The organism is Protaetiibacter sp. SSC-01 (genome assembly GCF_014483895.1).
Lineage (GTDB): Bacteria > Actinomycetota > Actinomycetes > Actinomycetales > Microbacteriaceae > Homoserinibacter.
Map to the genome: position 1 here is coordinate 1061762 of NZ_CP059987.1, position 15510 is coordinate 1077271.

Sequence of the window (15510 nt, forward strand, 5' to 3'; positions counted from 1 at the left end):
GCCCCATCCGCACGCGCCTAGAATCGAACACATGGCCAAGCCCGACCTCATGGACTTCGACAAGGCGCTCGAGCTGTTCGAGCCGGTGCTCGGATTCGAGGTGCACGTCGAGCTGTCGACCGCCACGAAGATGTTCAGCGACGCGCCCAACCCGGCCGCGCCCGGCGGCTTCGGCGCCCCGCCGAACACGCAGATCACGCCGCTGTGCCTGGGCCTGCCCGGCAGCCTGCCCGTGGTGAACGAGAAGGCCATCGAGTACTCGATCTCGCTCGGCCTCGCGCTCGGATGCCAGATCGCCCCGTCGAGCCGCTTCGCCCGGAAGAACTACTTCTACCCCGACCTCGCGAAGAACTACCAGATCAGCCAGTACGACGAGCCGATCGCCTTCGAGGGCTCGCTCGTCGTGGAGCTCGAGGACGGCACCTCGGTGACGATCCCGATCGAGCGCGCCCACATGGAGGAGGACGCCGGCAAGCTCACCCACATGGGGGGCGCGACCGGCCGCATCCACGGCGCCGAGTACTCGCTCGTCGACTACAACCGCGCGGGCGTGCCGCTCGTGGAGATCGTGACGAAGCCGATCTTCGGCACCGAGCACCGCGCGCCCGAGGTGGCGAAGGCGTACGTGTCGACGATCCGTGAGATCGCCCGCTCGCTCGGCATCTCGGAGGCGCGCATGGAGCGCGGCAACCTCCGCTGCGACGCGAACGTGTCGCTGCGCCCGCGCACTCCTCAGGTGGTCGAGGAGCGAGCCGCGGACGGCGGCACGCGTCTCGAGACCACCGCCCCCGCACACCTCGACGCCTCGATCAACCCGCACCCCGAGGTGAAGCTCGGCATCCGCACCGAGACGAAGAACGTGAACTCGTTCCGCTCGGTGGAGCGTGCGGTGCGCTACGAGATCCAGCGCCAGGCGGCGATCCTCGCCGCGGGCGGCACGATCACGCAGGAGACCCGCCACTGGCACGAGGACCGCGGGGTCACCTCCGCCGGTCGCCCCAAGTCGGACGCCGACGACTACCGCTACTTCCCCGAGCCCGACCTGCTGCCGATCGAGCCCTCGCCGGAGCTCATCGAGAAGCTGCGTGCCGCCCTGCCCGAGTCGCCGGCCGTGCGCCGTCGCCGCCTCCAGGAGGCCTGGGGCTTCACCGACAACGAGTTCCGCGACGTCAAGAACGCGGGCCTGCTCGTCGAGGTGGAGGAGACGGTGGCCGCGGGTGCGGCGCCGGCCCAGGCCCGCAAGTGGTGGACGGGCGAGATCGCCCGCATCGCCAACCAGCGCGAGGTGGAGCCGGGCGAGCTCGTGTCGCCGCTGCACGTGTCGGAGCTCATCGCGCTCGTCGAGTCGGGGGACCTCACCGACCGCCTCGCCCGCCAGGTGCTGGAAGGCGTGATCGAGGGGGAGGGCCGCCCGTCCGAGGTGGTCGAGGCTCGCGGCCTGAAGGTCGTGTCGGACGACGGCGCCCTGATCGCCGCGATCGACGAGGCCCTCGCCGCCCAGCCCGACGTGTTCGAGAAGATCCGCGACGGCAAGGTGCAGGCCGCGGGCGCCGTGATCGGTGCGGTCATGAAGGCCATGCGCGGCCAGGCGGATGCGGCGCGCGTGCGCGAGCTGGTGCTGGAGCGGGCGACGGCGGAGTAGCCGGAAAGGTTGCTTGAGCGTCGAGGTGATTCGCCTGAGGCTGATAGGCGCCACTATGGTCTACCCAGAGCCTTTGGAGACTACTTGGCAAAGCATGTTTCGTCATCGGTGACGGGCTGGATTGTGGCCGCCATCGTAGTGTTTGCTGCGCTCGCCGTCGGTGGCTTTGTATGGTCGGCCAATGAACAAGGCGCGGCCCAGGGGGCCCTGTCTGGGATCGCTTCAGCATTCGTGTCGGTCGCACTAGCGCTTCTTATCTCCGAAATTCTGCTTAAGCCAATCCTCGCGGAGGACATCCGGAATGCGGCGGGTCTCAGTCGACGTGTCACCGATCTTGGCCTGAGAGACATGTTGCCGGAGGGCAAAGTAGACTTCGCCGACTTCTACAGGGATGGCGGCGCTATCTGGATGGTTGTAGTGCAACCCAGTTCCTGGCTTGCTCGGGATATCGACGAAGTAGTGCAGTCGGCCAAGTCCAAGCCGAGTGAATTCGAGATTGCCTTCCCGGAACCCGGCGCCGTATCCGACGCGATGGCACTTGTCCTGGGAAAGGATTCCGAGGCGTACCGCGCTGAGGTGTTGGCAGCCGCGGCCGAGCTAGAACGTCGGTGGAGGTCTGAATCGATCTCGAACGGATCCAAGCTAACTATTCACTGGATGGGGGCCCCGCCGAGCAATTTCTTCGGCGTAAGTAGCCAGCGATGCCTGATCGGGATCGAGCCGGCGGCGCACCGAACAGGGCTCGGCGGTGTTGTCGTCTCGATTGACAGGTCGACGGGAACGGACATTGACTCTTGGGTAGAACGAGTGCTTTCGAGTTCAAAGGCCGCGGTCGCCGACCCGCCAGTGTGGGTTAGTTGACATGGCGATGAAGAAGCCAACCAGGGCCGAGAACTTTGATCTCACTGTCTTGCTTGACGGCATCGAGCACGGTTCCGTCGTGCTCCCGAACTTTCAGCGGGACTTCGACTGGACTGTCGCGGACGTGCGATCTCTGATCGGAACCGTCCTGCGCGGATGGCCGCTGGGCAGCCTGTTGCTAATCGAGGGTGACACCGACCGGGACTTTTACGATCCTCGGCCTTTCACCGGTGCACCGGAAGTATCCGATGCGATCGATCTTGTGGTTCTCGATGGCCAGCAACGACTCACGGCTCTATATCACGCGCTCCGAAGTAAGGGCGGGTTTGAGTATGCCGTCAGATACGAGTTGCCTCTTAACTCAATTGACGATCTGGACAAGGCGATCGTTGCAATACGCGAGACGGACTGGCCGGAAGACCCTGCGCACCAGGCGCAGGCGGGCTATCTGCCCGTCCACGCTCTCGAGTCGGCCGAGGCCTTCTACTCGTGGCGAGACGCTGCGCTTGAAGCGGAGGACTCGACTCGAGTTCAGGAGATCACGTCGAAGTACAGAACACATCTCTCAGGGATTAACCAGTATCGGGTTCCGGCTGTGCTGATTGGCACCGACGCTGGGCCCGAGGCGGTCGCTCGAATATTTGAGCGGGTGAATCGAACTGGAATTAAGCTTGGGGCTTTTGATCTGATGGTTGCAAAGTCGTTTGCGCCCGGATTCAATCTTCGAGCGCTTTGGGATGACGCGTTGCTTCGCAACGATTCCCTGCGGCGCTTCCTCCAGGATGATGGCCTTCCAGTTCTAACGACTCTGGCGCTGCGCAATAGGGGTGACGTTAGGCAGAGCGCTGTTCTTGAGTTGACGGGACCAGCGATTCAGGACGGATGGCATGCAGCAATTGCACACATTGAGGCAGCGATCGACTTCTTGATGTCGCGGCTGGGCGTACTTGACCCCGCGTGGTTGCCATACAAGGCCATGCTTCCGGTCCTCGCGGCGGTTGATTATGACGTGCAATTGCTCGATGAGTACGAATTCATCGAGCGTTGGTACTGGTCTACGGCGATTGGCCGGCGCTACGACGAGGGATCAAATACCTCGGCAGTTGCCGACTTCCGAATGCTTCGAGCGCGCATCGATCCCATTGTTTCGCCGCCGCGTGTGGTTCGCGAGCTCGCGATCGAAAGCACGAGAGGTCAGCAAGGTGCATTCCATCGGACTTTCCTTAACGCGCTCGGTAAAGAAGCCCTGCCCGCGCTTCAGGGTGAACTGGACTATGGGTCAGTGAGAGCGGTCTCCCTCTTTAGTCGGGACGACCCGCGCCATATGGAGCCTCCGCTTCATCTACGAACGATGGGTTTCTATCTCGCGCGCGTCGAGGGCAAGACGTCCATTCGGCTGCCAGAGAGCCTGCAGTTCGGCGCGTTGCTCGACCTCTATGACATGGAACTGGCGCTGAACAGGCGACTTGAGCGATTTATCTCGGCCGCGAGCGGCTGGATTGGTGAGCGAATTCCGATCGTCTCCACCGAAGACGTGAGCGAGGAAGAGCTGTTCTTCGGTACCGATGACGAGTCATAGAGCCTTGCGGTAGGAGTTTGTCGCGAGTTTCACTGACGTTTCCCTGTCGAGTGCACTCTGCGCTTCGGCGCTGAATCAGCGCCGCTCGTGAAGGGACCCCGATGCACCGCAGCACCACCATGCTCACCCCCGCACTCCTGCGCATGCTGCTCGCGACATCCGCAATCACCGCGCTCGCCGCATCCGGCGTCGTCGCCGCAGCACGGGCGGCCAGCGCCGCCCCCCTCCCCACCGTCGTCATCAACGAGGTGGAGTCGAACGGCGGCACGCCCGCCGACTGGGTGGAGCTCTACAACACCGGCACCGAGACGGTCGATGTGGGCGGCTACATCTTCATGGACAGCGAGCCGCGCACGAAGGCGATCCCGGCGGGCACCACCATCGCGCCGGGGGCGTACCTCAAGTTCGTCGTCGACGAGAACCCCAACAAGGTGGGGCTCGGCGCCGCCGACAGCGCGCGGCTGTTCCTGCCCGACGGCACCACGCTCGTCGACGGCACCAGTTGGGGCCCGAGCCACGCGCCCTACACCTGGGGCCGCTGCGCCGACGGCACCGGCGCGTTCGTGCAGACCACCGCATCCACCCCCGGCGCCGCCAATGCGTGCCCGGAGGCCGCCGCCACCCTCAAGATCAACGAGGCCGTGAGCGACGGCGGCACCCCCGGCGACTGGATCGAGTTCGTGAACACCGGCGACGTGCCGGTGGATGCCGGCGGGCTCGTCGTGCGCGACAACGACGTGGCGAACCCCTACACGATCCCTACCGGCACCTGGGTGGCGGCCGGCGGTTACCTCGTGCTCGACAACGGCACCCACTTCGCGTTCGGCCTCGGCAAGGGCGACTCGGTGCGCCTCTACGACACCGACGGCACCACCCTGCTCGACTCCACCAGTTGGCCCACCGGCACCCACGCGGCGCCGTCGTGGGGCCGCTGCCCGGATGCGTCGGGCGAGTTCGCGCTCACCACCGCGGCCACCAAGGGGGCCGCCAACCAGTGCACGGACCCCGGCACCGACCCCGGCGCCACCGCGAACGTGAAGATCAACGAGGTCGAGTCCTCGGGCGGCACCCCCGGCGACTGGGTGGAGCTCATCAACCTCGACACCGACCACGCCGCCGACCTCACCGGCTACCGCATCCGGGACAACGACACCGGTCACACCGCGGTGCCGTTCCCCGCGGGCACCACGATCGAGTCGGGCGGCTACCTCGTGATCGAGGAGGACGCGCTCGGGTTCGGGCTCGGCTCCGGCGACTCGGTCACCCTCTTCGCGCCCGACGGCACGACCGTGGTCGACACGACCACCTGGCCCGGCCACGCATCCGTCACCTGGGCGCGCTGCCCGAACGGCACCGGCGACTTCCGCGACTCCGGCGCCTCCACCAAGGGCCTCGCCAACGACTGCAGCACCACCGACCCCGGAACCGACCCGGAGCCGGGAGTGGAGGTGTGGCCCGGCGGCACCACCCTGACCGCCGTGCCCACCGACATCCCCCTCTCGGGCGACCTCTCCGGCCTCGACTACGAGACCCCCGTGCTCGGCGACCCCATCCTGTGGGCGGTCACCAACGGCACCGGTGTGCTCTCTAAGCTCGCCCCCGGCGCGGGCGGCGCCTGGAACGGTGCGAGCGGATGGGGTGAGGGCAAGCAGCTCGCCTACCCCGACGGCTCCACCGCCCCGGATGCCGAAGGCGTCACGGTGGCCGACGGCGGCTCCGCGGGCGGCGTCTATGTGGCCACCGAGCGCTCGAGCGCGGCGAGCTCCACGAGCCGCCCCTCCATCCTGCGCTTCGACGTGAGCGGCACGGGCACTACCCTCACCGCCACGAACGAGTGGAACCTCGGCGCCGATCTCACCGCCACCGTCGGCACGATCGGCGCGAACTCGGGTCTCGAGGGCATCACCTGGATCCCGGATGCGGTGCTCACCTCCCGCGGCTTCCTCGACGAGGCCACGGGGCAGCGCTATGACCCCGCGCTCTACCCGAACCACGGAGCGGGCGTGTTCTTCGTAGCGCTCGAGGAGACGGGCGACGTGTACGCCTACGTGCTCGACCTCACCGGCAGCGGCTTCACGCGCATCGCCACGATCGACACCCCCGGCGCCATGGAGGTCGACTACGAGCCCGAGACGCAGCTGCTGTGGGCGGTGTGCGACGAGGCGTGCGACGGCCGCACGGCCACCCTGCAGATCGGGGCGTCGGGCGCCTACGAGGTGACCCACCGCTACGCGCGGCCCGCGGCATCCGCCAACTACGCCAACGAGGGCTTTGCGCTCGCGCCGCAGTCGGCGTGCGTGTCGGGCCAGAAGCCGGTGTACTACGCCGACGACGCGAACACCGACGGCGTGTCGCTGCGCGTCGGCTCGGTGCGGTGCACCCCGCTGCCGGGCACGGGTGACGGCGACGGCGATCCGGGCGAGGGGGGGAACTCCGGCGGCGGGGCGCCAACGGCCCCCGCCGACAGCGAGCTCACGCCTGCCACGCAGGGCGGCGTCACCGGACCATCGACGGCCCGCGCCGGTTCGACCATCACGGTCACGGTCGGCGCCGACCGCGCGGGCACCCGCGTCGACGGGTGGGTGTTCTCCACCCCCGTGCACCTCGGCACCCACACCGTGAGCGCGGCGGGCACCATCCGACTGACGCTGCCGGCCACGCTCGCCGCGGGGGCCCACCGCATCGCGGTGCTCGACGCGGACGGCACCGTGATCGGCTGGTTCGCGATCACGGTGCAGCCCGCGGCCCTCGGCGCCACAGGCGCGGATGGGGCCGCCACGGATGCGGGGCTCGCGCTCGCGGCGCTGCTGCTCATCGCGGGCGCGGGGTTCGTGCTGCTGCGCCAGCGCGCTCCACAGGTGGAGTAGCGCCCCGCTTGCTGGCCTGCGTCGCGCGAGACCTACTCGAGCTCCTCGTACTCGTACCCGTCACGCACGATCTCGTTGAAGTACCGGCCCTTGCTGTCCGCCCGCAGCAAAGCGCGGTAGACGAACTCCGGCACGCCGAAGTATCGGTAGGTGCGGTCGTTCGTGAAGCGGATGTCGAGCAGCTCGCGGCTCGGGTCGTAGCGGATGGCGGCGATCGTCGAGGAATCGGGCGTCTCGATCCAGCGCATGAGGCGATGGTGCTCGGGCGGGAGCGTGGGGGATAGAGGGTTGCGCAGGTCACTCGACGGCGACCCAAGACACCGGCATCATGGCCCCATGAGTGACGGAGCCGCCGCGGTCGAGGCGTACCTCGCGGGATTCGAGCCCTCGGTGCAGGAGCGGATGCGGCGGGTGCGGGCCGCGATCCTCGCGGAGGTGCCGGGCGGCGAGGAGCGGATGCGGTACGGCATCGCCGCCGTCATGCTCGGCGGGCGGTACGCGCTGCACTACGCGGGGTGGAGGAAGCACATCGGGCTCTACCCGGTGCCGACGCTGCCCGAGCCGCTCGAGACGGAGGTCGCGCCGCTGCGCTCGGGTAAGGATTCGCTCGTGCTGAAGCACGCCGACCCGCTCCCGGACGAACTCATCCGGCGCGTCGCACGCGCGATCGTCGAGGTGCGGCGGCCAGCTGGGTAGGGCGGCGAGAGTCATTCACGAACGTCGGCACCGTCCGATACCGTGCCGCCATGTCCGAGAAGATCGACCTCAAGAAGACGGACGCGTACCGTGCGAAAGGGGGCGAGTTCCGCATCCTCGACGTGCCGCCCCAGCGCTACCTCATGATCGACGGCGAGGGCGACCCCAACACGGCGGTCTTCGCCGAGGCTGTCGAGGCCCTCTTCCCCCTCGCCTACGCCATCAAGTTCGCGAGCAAGCGCGAGCTGGGCGCGACTACGTCGTCATGCCCCTCGAGGGGCTGTGGTGGGCGGATGACATGGCCGCGTTCACGACGGCGCGCGACAAGTCGGCATGGAGCTGGACGCTCCTCATCCTCCAGCCCGACTGGATCGACGACGCCCTCGTCGACGCCGCCCGCGCGACGGTCGAGAAGAAGGGCGCCCCGCCGCGTCTGGGCGACATCCGCTTCGAGACCCTCGAGGAGGGGCGCTGCGTGCAGACGCTCCATGTAGGGCCTTTCGACGCGGAGGGACCCGTGCTCGCGCGCCTGCACGACGAGTTCATCCCCGCGAACGGCCTCACGATGACGGGCGCGCACCACGAGATCTACCTGAGCGACCTGCGGCGCACCGCTCCCGAGAAGCTGCGCACCATCCTGCGGCAGCCCGTGGCCTGAAGCCCGTTTTCCCCGGTGAGGGGCGGATGCGATACCTTGTGTCGTCGCGACCAGGCCGCGACATCGAGAGGAAGACGTGAAGGTTCTCGCCGACTACGGCGCACTCATCGCGGGCGCTCTGCTCGCCATCGCCGGCGTCGTGATCCTGCTCACCCAGCGCGCCGCATCCGACTTCAGTGCCTACGGCACGGTCGAGGCGACGGGCCTCGCGCAGGAGGACCCGACCGGCCCCGACCCGACGCTCGGCGTTCTGCTCGCCTCGCTCGGCGCGCTCGTCGTGTTCGCCTGGGTCGTGTATCGCCTCATCCGCCGCCGCGCCGCGTCCCGCGCGTAGGTGCCCCGCGGCGCCCGCGGCGGGGGGTGCAGTGCGCCCGGCACGCATTCGGTGAGGGCGTCAGCTGACGATCGAGCGGCCCGTCGATCGACAGCTAACCGCGCAGCGCGTAGCGAAGATAGACGCCACCGCCCGCGAAGCGGCGCTCGTCGAGCAGCTCGAGCTCGCGACGGATGCCGTGGTCGAGGTACGGTGTGCCGCCGCCGAGCAGCACGGGCATCACGATGAGGTGCACCTCGTCGAGCACCCCCGCGCGCGCCGCCTCGGATGCGAGGATGCCGCCCCCGATGAGCACGGGCGCCTCCGCCTCCGCCTTCCACCGCTGCACCTCGGCGACGTCGAACGTGCTGCGCAGCTCGGCACGCCGCATCGGCGTCTCGGTCATCGTCGTCGAGTAGACGACCTTGTCGACGCGGTTCCAGTAGCGACCCCACTCGAGCATCGGCCCCTCGAGCTCGGACTCGTCGACGTCGTCCCAGTAGAGCATGACGTCGTGGTTGCGGCGCCCGTAGAGGTGCAGCGTGCTGTCGGCGAAGAGCCGGTCGACGAACCAGTGGATGTCGTCGTCGGGCGTGCTCCAGTCGAAGCGGCCGTCGGCATCCTCGCGGTAGTTGTCGAGCGACACGGTCGAGAAGTAGATGAGCGGCGCTGCCATGTGGACAGCGTATACATCATGTCAGGCGGCGAGAACCCCGACCCAGAGGCCGTCGCGGGCCCGCGTCATCGCGACGTAGAGCTCGCGCAGCTCGAGCTCGAGGCGTTCGCGCTCGGAGTCGGCGAGCCGACCGGGTGGCATCCCGTCGATGAGCGCGAGGGGAGTGCGGGCGACGATCACGAACTTGAACTCGAGCCCCTTCGCGCGCTTGATCGTGCCGACCTTCACTGCCTGTGTCGGACGGCCGTCGTAATTCTCGAGGTCGACGGCCGGGATGCCGGCGGCCCTGAACGCCGTCAGCAGATCGGTGACGTGGTAGCGGTACATCGCGAGCACTCCGATGTCGCCGAGGGCGACACTCGGATCCTCGAGCAGCGAGCGCACATGGTCGACCACGGAGACATCGTGGCGCTGCTTCGACGAGAAGCGCACGACCTTCGGTTTCGCGCCGCGCCGCAGGAACTCGGCCGCATCCGCCGTGCCGCGTGCGCCGCTCTCGATGTCGACGAACGAGTTCTCGCGCACGATGCTCGACGCGAACTGCGCGATCTCGAGCGTGTTGCGGTAGTTGCGGTCCATGACGACGCCGCGTCCCGCGATCGAGATGCCGAGCTCGGAGAGGGTGTAGCCGCCGGGGTAGATCGACTGCTGCCCGTCGCCGATGAGGTTGAACGCGTCGGGGCCGTCTCCGACGAGCAGGTGCAGCATCCGGATCATGGCGCACGACAGGTCCTGAGCCTCGTCGATGACGACCGCGCTGTACTCCTCGAGCGGCGTGTGCCGAAGCGAGGCCTCGGCGGCGAGGATGAGATCCTCGAAGTCCCAGACGTCGATACGCCGCAGCTCGGCGGCGTAGTGCTCGTAGAGCGTCCACACGGCGGCGCGTTGGGCGACGCCGAGAGCGCGCTGGCGCCCGACACGCGCGCAGTTCTCGTACTCGGCGAGGCTTGAGAGGCCACGACCCTTGATGACGCTCGCGATCTCCTCGCGCCAGTACCGCTCGTCGGGATCGATCGCGGCGACGGCGCTGCCGTGTGCCCGCCAGATGCGCTCCCACGCCGCCTTCGCCTTCCTCCCGTCGAGGGTGTACCGCACGTCGCGCGACTTGAGGATCCGCCCGGCGAGCGCGTGGATCCCCTCGAAGTCGACGCGATCGGCCACCTCGGGGGCGAGCCGCTCGAACAGGGCACCCAGCACATCCGGGAGCGTGCGCACGTACGTCGTCACGAGCACCTTGCCGGGCCGCGTGCGCGCGATGTGCGCGGCGCGGTGCAGGCCCACGACGGTCTTGCCCGTGCCCGCGGCACCCCGGATGCGGCAGGGGCCGTTGAAGGTGCGTCGCACGACCTTCGCCTGCTCGGGGTGCAGGAACGCCATCCACGACTCGATCGGCTCGCGCGACAGGCCCTCGAAGGCGGCCGCGTTGATCTCGGCGACCGTGAGGAGCTCGACCGGCTCGTCACGTGCGGGCGCGGGTGGAGCCGTGACGATAACGGAGGGAGCCCCCGCGCCGGCCGTGTAGGGCGGGAAATGGGTCATGACGGTCACGAGCACGCGTTCGACGTCTACCTGCGACAGCCGTCGACCGCGCGACAGGATGCGCTCCACGACGGCGCCCTCCGACATGAGCTCGACCCCCATGACGCCGGCGCGGATGTCGCGGCGGTTGGTGAAGACGGCGAGCGTGTGCACCTCGGTCGGCGCGAGTCCGATCTCGGCGAGCAGCTGCTCGGTCGTGACGCCGAGGTCGGCGAGACCCGCGAAACGGTCGGTCACGTCGTCGTCACCCTGGTAGACCCGGTGCTCGGGTCCGTGCTTCTCGATGCGGACGTCCTTCCACGTCTTCGCGTCGACGATGAACACGCCCGAGGGGCCGACGACGACGAAGTCGACCTGTGCACGGGTGCTGCCCGGCCAACGACGGTCGGGAAGCACGTGGAAGCCCTGCGACTGCAACGGAGCGAGAGTCTGCTCGAGGCGGTGCTCGCTCGCCGCGGCGGCCTCGAACTTGAACGCCATCTGCTCGTAGACGTGAGCCTGACGGCGCATCTCATCCGCGATCGCGCGGGCGTTCCTCGCCTCGCGCGCGGCGGAGTCCCCTCCCGACACGCGTTCCCCCTGCTGTTGTGCTCCCATCCTGCGCTCATCGGCCAGTCGGGGGCAGCGCCCGTTCTGGGGTCATCCGGGGCGCCGACGTCGGAACTACAGGCCGGATCCGCCGATTCCACGGCTGCCGGGCAGCCGGCAGGCCCGCCGAGCCTGTCAGCGCCGCGCCGAAGTCCTACGCCGCGTCGCCCCGGCGCACGCGGAACCCGGCCGCGAGGTTCGCGCGCAGCTCGTCGGCGTTCTGCCGGATCACGTAGGCGGGGCGGTCGCGCTCGAGCCGCCACGACTCGTCGAGCCCGCCCGCCGAGACGGTGTCGAAGCCGAGTTCGTCGTACAGGTGCGTGACGAACTCGATCGCCTCGGGGAAGTCGGATGCCGTGCCGAGCGCGCGACGATCGGGGGTCCCGGCGGGGGAGCCGGTCGTCGTGATGTCGTTCGCGCCGATGTGATTGAAGGCCTTGACGACCTTCGATCGCGGCAGGTGCCCCTGCAGGAGCCCCGACACGGTCGCCTCTCCGCGGTCGAGCTCGGGGATGTGGCCGTCGCGCTCCCAGTAGTAGTTGTTCGTGTCGAGCACGATCTTGCCCGCGAGCGGCTCGACCGGCACGTCATGGTAGGCGCGCAACGGGACGGTCACGATCGCGACCTCCGCCGCGTCCGCGGCCTCCACGGCGGTCGCCGCCCGGGCGCGCGGGCCGAGCTCCGCCACGAGGTCGGCGAGCGTCTCCGGCCCGCGGGAGTTGGCGATCACCACGTCGTGGCCTCGGGAGGTGAGAGCCCGAGCGAGCTGCGATCCGATGTTGCCCGCTCCGATGATGCCGAACGTCGTCATGCGGGCTGCAACGAGGCCGCGCGGCCCCGCATTCCCCGCACGGCTCAGGCGGGCCAGACCCCGATGATGACCGCCATGATGAGCACCGTCACGAGCTCGTGCGCGCAGTTGAGGAGCGTGAGCCCCGCGGGCCGCCGGTCGAACTGGTCGTGCGTGATGAAGCGCGCCGCGGTGAACCCGGCCCACAGGATCACGGCCGTGAGCACCGCGTTCCAGAGGAAGCTGCCGCCGTAGAACTCGTACGAGATGTAGGCCGCCCCCGCGAGCACCCAGGCGGTCACGAAGCTCACGAGCACCGTCACGATCATGGGCCGCAGGAAGGGTGCGCCGCTGTCGGGGTCGATGCCCGACTGCTTCATCCAGTAGTTGCCGAACACCTTCGGCGTGTACCAGACGGCCCCGACCACCATGCTCGACAGGGTGGCCAGCAGCACCGCGATGTAGTTGATCTCCGGAACGGTCATCGCTCGTCTCCTTCGACGGACCCCGGGCGGGATCGGATGCCGCCGATGCTAGACCCGTCGGCCCACGACGCGACGCACCACGCTGCCGACCTGCCACCTCGCTCGGATCGGCCCTCGCGGATGTCGTGAGCCGGTGCGAGAGTGTGCGGGTGTCCTCCCCGCTGCTCGACGAGCACGACCGCGTGCGCGCGGCGCTGCTGCAGGGGACCCGCGACGCGGGCCTCCTCATCGCGGCGTACATCCCGTTCGGGGTGGCGATGGGTGCGGCGCTCGCGACGACGGGCGTCGAGCCCTGGCTCATCATCACGTCGTCGGTCGTGATCTTCGCGGGCGCCGCGCAGCTCGCGGGCATCGAGCTCCTCGGCGCGGGGGCGAGCATCGCTCTCGTCGTGCTGACGATCACGGTCATCAACGCGCGCCACCTGCTCTACAGCGCGTCGCTCGAGCCGCACCTCGCGCCGTGGCCACGCGGGCTCCGCATGCTCGGCGCGTTCCTGCTCGCCGACCCCATCTACGCGCTCGTCATCGCGCGCTTCGAGCGCCCGGGCGGCGCCGGCGCGAGGCGCGAGCAGTACGGGTACGTGTTCTCCGCGGGGCTCACGTGCCTCGTCGGCTGGACGACGCTCACGGCGGTCGGTGTGCTCGTGGGCGGCCTCATCCCCGACGACATCCCGCTCGAGCTCGCCGTGCCGCTCACCTTCCTGCTGCTGCTCCTGCCGCTCGTGAAGGACTCCGCGGGCGCGGTCGCGGCGATCGTGGGTGGGGCCGCGGCGCTCCTCGCGAGCGCCCTGCCGCTCGGCCTCTCGACCCTCGTCGGCGCTTCCGCGGGCCTCCTCGCGGGAGGCATCGTGCTGCGCCTCACGGGGAGCGGCGATGCGGACGCCCCCGGCAGCGACGCCCCCGAGGCGGATGCGGGGCCCCGCCATGCTTGACGCCCTCGCGATCCTGCTCGGCGCGGTCACGACCTACCTCACGCGCGCCCTCTTCCTCGTGTCGAAGAAGCTCCGCCCACCGCGCGCGATCGCGCGCTACCTGCCGCTCGTCGGCCCCGCGGTGCTCGGCGCGATCGCCATCCCGGGGCTCATCGCGCCGGGAGGCGAGCTGTCGTTCGCGGCGACCGCGCCATCCGTCGTCGCGGCGCTCGCGGCGTGGGGCGCGTGGCGACTCGCGCGCAAGCAGATGATCGTGGGCCTGCTCGTGGGTCTCGCCGTGTGGTGGACGCTGTACTGGGCGGTCGCCCAGCTCGGCTGGTGACCGCCCAGTACGGCGTCTGATCAGGGGATCCCGCGAAGCGAGCCGTCAGGCCTTCTGCTCGGCGTGCTTGCCCTCGGCGATCTCCTCGACGACCTTCTCGCAGAAGGCGGGCAGGTCGTCGGGGTTGCGGCTCGAGACGAGCCCCGCATCGACGACGACCTCCTGGTCGACCCAGTTGGCGCCCGCGTTCTTCAGGTCGGTCTTGAGCGACGGGTAGCTCGTGATCGTGCGGCCGTCGACGACGCTCGCCTCGATGAGCACCCACGAGCCGTGGCAGATGACCCCCACGGGCTTGTGCTGCTCGAAGAACGCCTTCGAGAACTCGACGGCGTCGGCGTCCATACGCAGGTGGTCGGCGTTAACGACGCCACCCGGCAGCACGAGCGCGTCGAACTGGTCGGCGACCACGTCGGCCACCTGCCGGTCGACCGTCTGCGTGTGGCCCTTCTCGCCCGTCACCTCGCCCGACTTGGGGGCCACGAGCACCGCCTCGGCTCCGTGCTCCGTCACGGCCTTCCAGGGCTCCGTGAGCTCCGAGTCCTCGAAGCCGTCGGTCAGCAGGAAGGCCACCGTCTTTCCGGTCAGATGCGACATGTTGCTCCTCTTTCCTTCATCGGTTCTTCCACGCTAGGGAGCCGACGGGGGAGCGTCACGGGGCTTGCCGCCCGGATGCCGGTGCGCTACTCGGGGTCGAGTCGCCTCCGGCGCTCCTCGGCTCGCGCGAGCACGTCACCCGCCTTCTCGAGCTCGCGCTCAAGGCGTGGCCCTTCGCGCCCGATCGCCCGCAGCTCGGCCTCCGCATCGTCGAGGCGGCGCTTCGCCGCGGCGAGCTCCGCCTCGAGTCGACGCACCTCGTCGGCCTGTTGGTCGCGGTCGGCGCGGGCCCCGTCGACGCGTTCGTCATGCTCGCGCCGGGCGGCTTCCGCCTCCGCGTGCCGCGCCCGCGCCGCCTCGAGCACCTCGTCGGCCTCCGCGCGCGCCCGCGCGAGCTCGGCATCCGGATCCTTCACGACCCGCAGCCGGGGGCGCGGCGGCACCGAGGGGGCGTCCGCGTCGAGCGCGACCGCGCCCTCGAGGTCGACGGCGTCGAACCCGGCGGGCTCGAGCGCCCGCACGAGCAGCCCCGAGCGCACGGCGGCCGCGGCATCCGCGTCGCCCATCGCCGCCTGCAGCGTCTCGGCGACATCGTCGAGCACCGCACGGGTCGCGTTCACGCCGTGCTCCTCCGCGATCGCCGCCGCGACCTCGGATGCGTCGCGCAGCGCCGCGCGCCGCTCGTCGGTGAGCCGCGTAAGTGCCTCGCGATCCGCGTTCTCGAGCGCGGCGCGCAGCTCGTCGCCGAGCGCCACGAGCTCCTCGAGCAGCTGGGAGTCCTCGGCGGCGAGCATCGTCACGAGCCACGCGGCGGGGGAGGCGCGCTTCAGGGCGCCGATCGCGTCGGAGAGCGCCCGATCGGATGCGCGCAGCTCGGCCCGGCGTGTGTTGCGGGCCGCGACGAACTCCGCGGGCGGGAGCCGGTAGAGCTCGCGCGCCTCGTCGGCCAGCGTCCGCGCCGCCATCGG

15 protein-coding genes and 1 pseudogene are annotated in these 15510 nt (G+C 69.5%); 9 read left to right on the forward strand and 7 right to left on the reverse strand.

Annotated features, from left to right (window positions below):
• The first annotated feature begins 31 nt into the window (after positions 1-31).
• The 4 genes from gatB to H4J02_RS05025 all read left to right on the forward strand — a co-directional run bounded on the left by gatB (position 32) and on the right by H4J02_RS05025 (position 6949).
• On the forward strand, positions 32-1642 hold the full coding sequence (gene gatB, locus H4J02_RS05010; RefSeq protein WP_187676001.1) for an Asp-tRNA(Asn)/Glu-tRNA(Gln) amidotransferase subunit GatB: 1611 nt from the start codon (positions 32-34) through the stop codon (positions 1640-1642).
• A gap of 108 nt (positions 1643-1750) precedes the next feature.
• Positions 1751-2503 (forward strand): hypothetical protein, encoded by a 753-nt coding sequence (locus H4J02_RS05015; RefSeq protein WP_187676002.1) that lies wholly within the window; start codon positions 1751-1753, stop codon positions 2501-2503.
• A 1-nt stretch (position 2504) separates the two neighbouring features.
• Positions 2505-4082: a DUF262 domain-containing protein gene (locus tag H4J02_RS05020; protein ID WP_187676003.1), complete on the forward strand. Its 1578-nt coding sequence runs from the start codon at positions 2505-2507 to the stop codon at positions 4080-4082.
• 101 nt (positions 4083-4183) lie between these two features.
• Positions 4184-6949, forward strand: coding sequence for a lamin tail domain-containing protein (locus H4J02_RS05025; protein ID WP_262406225.1), 2766 nt, complete (start codon positions 4184-4186; stop codon positions 6947-6949).
• Between the two features lie 32 nt (positions 6950-6981).
• On the opposite strand, the gene H4J02_RS05030 is transcribed toward H4J02_RS05025, so the two are convergent.
• Complete coding sequence (locus tag H4J02_RS05030) at positions 6982-7197, reverse strand: KTSC domain-containing protein (RefSeq protein WP_187676004.1); 216 nt, start codon at positions 7195-7197, stop codon at positions 6982-6984.
• A gap of 88 nt (positions 7198-7285) precedes the next feature.
• On the opposite strand from H4J02_RS05030, the gene H4J02_RS05035 reads away from it, so the two are divergent.
• The 3 genes and pseudogenes from H4J02_RS05035 to H4J02_RS05045 all read left to right on the forward strand — a co-directional run bounded on the left by H4J02_RS05035 (position 7286) and on the right by H4J02_RS05045 (position 8637).
• The gene (locus H4J02_RS05035) at positions 7286-7645 is read left to right on the forward strand and encodes an iron chaperone (protein ID WP_187676005.1); all 360 of its coding nucleotides are present in this window, start codon (positions 7286-7288) and stop codon (positions 7643-7645) included.
• A 50-nt stretch (positions 7646-7695) separates the two neighbouring features.
• Positions 7696-8303, forward strand: a pseudogene (locus tag H4J02_RS05040) (GyrI-like domain-containing protein).
• A gap of 76 nt (positions 8304-8379) precedes the next feature.
• Positions 8380-8637 carry a hypothetical protein gene (locus H4J02_RS05045; protein WP_187676006.1) on the forward strand — a complete coding sequence of 86 codons (258 nt, stop codon included), beginning with the start codon at positions 8380-8382 and terminating at the stop codon, positions 8635-8637.
• 94 nt (positions 8638-8731) lie between these two features.
• On the opposite strand, the gene H4J02_RS05050 is transcribed toward H4J02_RS05045, so the two are convergent.
• The 4 genes from H4J02_RS05050 to H4J02_RS05065 form a co-directional block, all read right to left on the reverse strand.
• Positions 8732-9292 carry a dihydrofolate reductase family protein gene (locus H4J02_RS05050; RefSeq protein WP_187676007.1) on the reverse strand — a complete coding sequence of 187 codons (561 nt, stop codon included), beginning with the start codon at positions 9290-9292 and terminating at the stop codon, positions 8732-8734.
• 21 nt (positions 9293-9313) lie between these two features.
• The gene (locus H4J02_RS05055; RefSeq protein ID WP_187676008.1) at positions 9314-11401 is read right to left on the reverse strand and encodes a nuclease-related domain-containing DEAD/DEAH box helicase; all 2088 of its coding nucleotides are present in this window, start codon (positions 11399-11401) and stop codon (positions 9314-9316) included.
• A 172-nt stretch (positions 11402-11573) separates the two neighbouring features.
• Positions 11574-12230 carry an NADPH-dependent F420 reductase gene (locus H4J02_RS05060; RefSeq protein ID WP_187676009.1) on the reverse strand — a complete coding sequence of 219 codons (657 nt, stop codon included), beginning with the start codon at positions 12228-12230 and terminating at the stop codon, positions 11574-11576.
• A gap of 44 nt (positions 12231-12274) precedes the next feature.
• The gene (locus H4J02_RS05065; RefSeq protein WP_187676010.1) at positions 12275-12694 is read right to left on the reverse strand and encodes a DUF1761 domain-containing protein; all 420 of its coding nucleotides are present in this window, start codon (positions 12692-12694) and stop codon (positions 12275-12277) included.
• A gap of 149 nt (positions 12695-12843) precedes the next feature.
• Here H4J02_RS05065 and H4J02_RS05070 point away from each other — a divergent pair, with 149 nt between their 5' ends.
• Both H4J02_RS05070 and H4J02_RS05075 read left to right on the forward strand, forming a co-directional pair.
• The gene (locus H4J02_RS05070; protein WP_187676011.1) at positions 12844-13626 is read left to right on the forward strand and encodes an AzlC family ABC transporter permease; all 783 of its coding nucleotides are present in this window, start codon (positions 12844-12846) and stop codon (positions 13624-13626) included.
• The gene (locus H4J02_RS05075; RefSeq protein ID WP_187676012.1) at positions 13619-13948 is read left to right on the forward strand and encodes an AzlD domain-containing protein; all 330 of its coding nucleotides are present in this window, start codon (positions 13619-13621) and stop codon (positions 13946-13948) included. The genes H4J02_RS05070 and H4J02_RS05075 overlap by 8 nt, the downstream gene beginning before the upstream one ends.
• Before the next feature lie 45 nt (positions 13949-13993).
• Here the strand turns inward: H4J02_RS05075 and H4J02_RS05080 are convergent, their stop codons facing one another.
• Positions 13994-14542, reverse strand: a complete 549-nt coding sequence (locus H4J02_RS05080) for a type 1 glutamine amidotransferase domain-containing protein (protein ID WP_187676013.1) — start codon at positions 14540-14542, stop codon at positions 13994-13996.
• 86 nt (positions 14543-14628) lie between these two features.
• Positions 14629-15507 carry a hypothetical protein gene (locus tag H4J02_RS05085; RefSeq protein WP_187676014.1) on the reverse strand — a complete coding sequence of 293 codons (879 nt, stop codon included), beginning with the start codon at positions 15505-15507 and terminating at the stop codon, positions 14629-14631.
• Positions 15508-15510 lie beyond the last annotated feature (3 nt).